Source organism: Psychrobacter sp. GW64-MNA-CIBAN-0177, from assembly GCF_040309585.1.
Classification (GTDB): Bacteria; Pseudomonadota; Gammaproteobacteria; order Pseudomonadales; family Moraxellaceae; genus Psychrobacter; species Psychrobacter okhotskensis.
On record NZ_JBEOOY010000320.1, the window covers coordinates 1 to 264 of the forward strand.

General features: G+C 41.3%; 1 protein-coding gene. It reads left to right on the top strand.

Annotated elements, in window-relative coordinates; genetic code table 11:
* A partial coding sequence (locus AAEY79_RS15265) for an aminoacyl--tRNA ligase-related protein (RefSeq protein WP_352289339.1) occupies positions 1 to 264 on the top strand: 264 nt, incomplete at both ends.

Below are 264 nucleotides of genomic sequence, written 5' to 3' on the forward strand. Positions count from 1 at the left end.
GAATATGAGTACGAAGAAGTAAAAGGTCCAATGATGATGGACCGTTCACTTTGGGAAAAATCAGGTCACTGGGAAAAATATTCAGAAGCAATGTTTACCACTGAGTCTGAAAAGCGTGAATACGCGATTAAACCAATGAACTGCCCAGGACACGTGCAGATCTTTAACCAGGGTTTAAAATCGTACCGTGATTTACCACTTCGTATGGCTGAATTTGGTTGTTGTCATCGTAATGAACCATCAGGTGCACTACACGGTTTAATG